Raw genomic sequence first — 2,947 nt, 5'->3', positions numbered from 1 at the left:
CCCGCTCGCTGCGGGCCGCGTCCCGCCGCATCAGCGGGACGCTCCACACCTTCCGTCCGCTGCTCGACCCGGCCTGGGCGGACGGCCTGCGCACGGAGCTGGCGTGGCTGTCCACGACCCTGGCCCAGGAGCACGCGTGCACGTCACGCCTGTCCCGCCTGCTGGACGCCCTGTCCCGCCTTTCGGGCACGGCCCCGCTGCCGCCGGCCCGCGGCGAGAGCCTGCCGCTGCACGGCTCCGCCGCACACAACGGTTCGGGCGGGGCCGAGTCCCGTCCCCACGGACCGGCCGGCTCCGGCCCTGCCGCCGCGGAGGCCCCGACGGGCACCGCGCACGCCGGCGACGCGGCCAACGGGGCATCGGGCGCCCCCGCCGACGGGGACGGCACGGATGAAACGGCACCGGTCCCGCTCGCGGACGGCCACGCCGCGCCGGCGGCAGCGGGTGAAGGCCCGGGCTCCCGAGGCGTCCGTGCCACGGTGACCACAGCGGCAACGGACCGCGCCGGACGTACGGCCGGCTCCCCCTCCGGCAACGGCGCGCTCGCCGTGGGGGCCGCCCGGGCCGCGGCGCTGCTGGAGCGGCAGCTCACCCTCGCGCGGACCCGCGCCCACTCCGGCGCACTCCAGGCGCTCGGCTCCGCACGCTTCCACGCGGTCGCCGACGCCGTCGCTTTACTGGCCTCCGAGCTCCCGCTCGGCCCCGCGGCCGCCGGTCCGGCCGCCGAGACCCTGGCGCTGCCCGCGGAGGCCGCCGAGCGACGCCTGCTGGCTGCGGTCGCCGAACTGCCGCTGCGCAGGGCGGCCCACCCGTACAACGCGGAGGCACTCTTCAGCGGCCTCGCCGCGGCCTCCGCCGGTGAGGCGCAGGACGCCCCCTGGCACGAGGTCCGCAGACTGCTGCGGCTGCACCGCTACGCGCAGGAGGTGCTGCACCCCGGCACCGACCCCGCCCTGTGCCATGCGGGCATCCTGCTCGACCGGCACCGCGAGGCTGCGGAAGCGGCCTCGGCGGCGGCCGCCGCGGCCCGCACCCCGCGCATCGCCCCGGCCACCGCCTACGCCCTCGGCGTGCTCCACGCCGACCAGCGGCACGAGGTCGAGGCGGCCAGGTTCGCCTTCCAGCAGGAATGGCGGCACGCCATCACGGCGGTCACGGCGCCATGAACGGCGGGGCCACCGTGCTCGCCGCGGGGTGCGTGCTCTGGCGCCGCTCCCCGCACCGGGACGGCGGCATCGAGATCTGCCTGGTCCACCGGCCCAAGTACGACGACTGGTCCCACCCCAAGGGCAAGCTCAAGCACGGCGAGGACACCCTCGCCGCGGCCCTGCGCGAGGTGCTGGAGGAGACCGGCCACCGCTGCGTCCCCGGCGCCCGCCTCCCCACCGTCCGCTACCTCGCGAACGGCCGGCCCAAGCAGGTCTCCTACTGGGCCGCCGAGGCGACCAGCGGTTCCTTCGCCGCCGGCGACGAGGTCGACCGCATCGTGTGGCTGCCGCCCGCCGCCGCGCGGACCCGGCTCACCCAGCCCCGCGACCGCTCACTGGTCGACGCGCTCCTCCAGACACTGCACACAGCGTGAGCGCACGGGAGCACCGCGTATGCACCAGACACGCAGACGAGTGAACATTCGAACGGGCACCGGGTCGCCGGGCACGGTTCACCTTGCGTTCACTCTCGCCAGTCGGTCGCTTCATCTCATCTGCCTAATTTCGGCCTCAGACGGTGACCGGCACGGCGCCGGTCCCCCCACCCCGACGCACGCCGCCACGGACGGCGGCAACTGGAAGGAACACCAGAAAGTGAAGCTTCAGCGCAAGAACGGGCTTCGCGCCACCGCGCTCGGCGCCCTCGCGATCTCCGGCGCCCTGGTCCTCACGGCGTGTGGCTCGGACAACAACACGGCCACCGGCCCCGACGGCGGCGACAAGACCAACGCCGCGTCGAACATCAAGTGCGAAGACGCCAAGGACCAGATCCTCGCGGCCGGCTCGAGCGCGCAGAAGAACGCCATGGACCTGTGGGTGAAGAACTTCCAGGCCGCCTGTTCCGGTGTCGAGGTCAACTACCAGCCCATCGGCTCCGGTGGCGGTATCACCAAGTTCACCCAGGGCCAGGTCGCCTTCGCCGGCTCCGACTCCGCGCTGAAGCCGGAAGAGGTCGAGGAGTCGAAGAAGGTCTGCAAGGGCGGCCAGGGGATCAACCTCCCGATGGTCGGCGGCCCCGTCGCGATCGGCTACAACCTGGAGGGCGTGGACAACCTCGTCCTCGACTCCGCGACCATCGCGAAGATCTTCGACTCGAAGATCACCAAGTGGAACGACCCGGCCATCGCCAAGCTCAACCCCGACGCGAAGCTGCCGAGCTCCTCCATCCAGGCCTTCCACCGCTCCGACGAGTCGGGCACCACGCAGAACCTGCACAAGTACCTCAGCGAGGCCGCCCCGGCCGACTGGAAGCACGACCCCAAGTCGAAGTCGTGGCTGGCCCCCGGTGGTCAGGCCGCCAACGGCTCCTCCGGTGTCGCCGCCCAGGTGAAGCAGACGCAGGGCTCGATCGGCTACTTCGAGCTGTCGTACGCGACCTCGCAGTCGATCTCCACCGTCAAGCTGGACACCGGTGCCGCCGCCCCGGTCGAGGCCACGAGCGAGAACGCCTCCAAGGCCATCGCCGCCGCCAAGGTCAAGGGCACCGGCAAGGACCTGGCCCTCTCCCTCGACTACAAGACCAAGGCCGAGGGCGCCTACCCGATCATCCTCGTGACGTACGAGATCGCCTGCGACAAGGGCAACAAGGCGGAGACCCTGCCGACCCTGAAGGCGTTCCTGAACTACACCGCGAGCGACGAGGGCCAGAAGGTCCTCACGGACGCCGGCTACGCGCCGCTGCCCGCCGAGATCGCGACCAAGGTCCGCGAGATCGTCCCCACCCTGTCCTGATGTCCGGC

3 protein-coding genes are annotated in these 2,947 nt (G+C 72.9%); all 3 read left to right on the top strand.

Annotated elements, in window-relative coordinates; genetic code table 11:
* Positions 1 to 1,166: CHAD domain-containing protein (locus ACWGH4_RS33635; RefSeq protein WP_453467530.1), on the top strand; the 1,166-nt coding region annotated here is incomplete at its 5' end.
* Positions 1,163 to 1,582: an NUDIX hydrolase gene (locus ACWGH4_RS33630; protein ID WP_453467528.1), complete on the top strand. Its 420-nt coding sequence runs from the start codon at positions 1,163 to 1,165 to the stop codon at positions 1,580 to 1,582. The genes ACWGH4_RS33635 and ACWGH4_RS33630, both read left to right, overlap by 4 nt.
* A gap of 220 nt (positions 1,583 to 1,802) precedes the next feature.
* Positions 1,803 to 2,939 carry a phosphate ABC transporter substrate-binding protein PstS gene (pstS, locus tag ACWGH4_RS33625; protein ID WP_453467526.1) on the top strand — a complete coding sequence of 379 codons (1,137 nt, stop codon included), beginning with the start codon at positions 1,803 to 1,805 and terminating at the stop codon, positions 2,937 to 2,939.
* The last annotated feature ends 8 nt before the right edge of the window (positions 2,940 to 2,947 follow it).

The sequence above is a fragment of the Streptomyces sp. NPDC054847 genome, assembly GCF_053610925.1.
This window is presented reverse-complemented; position numbering and strand designations above follow the sequence as displayed.

What these genes read in the sequence shown, in the direction of transcription:
- ACWGH4_RS33630 (WP_453467528.1), top strand. Translation starts at nt 1,163, where the DNA reads ATGAACGGCGGGGCCACCGTGCTCGCCGCGGGGTGCGTGCTCTGGCGC.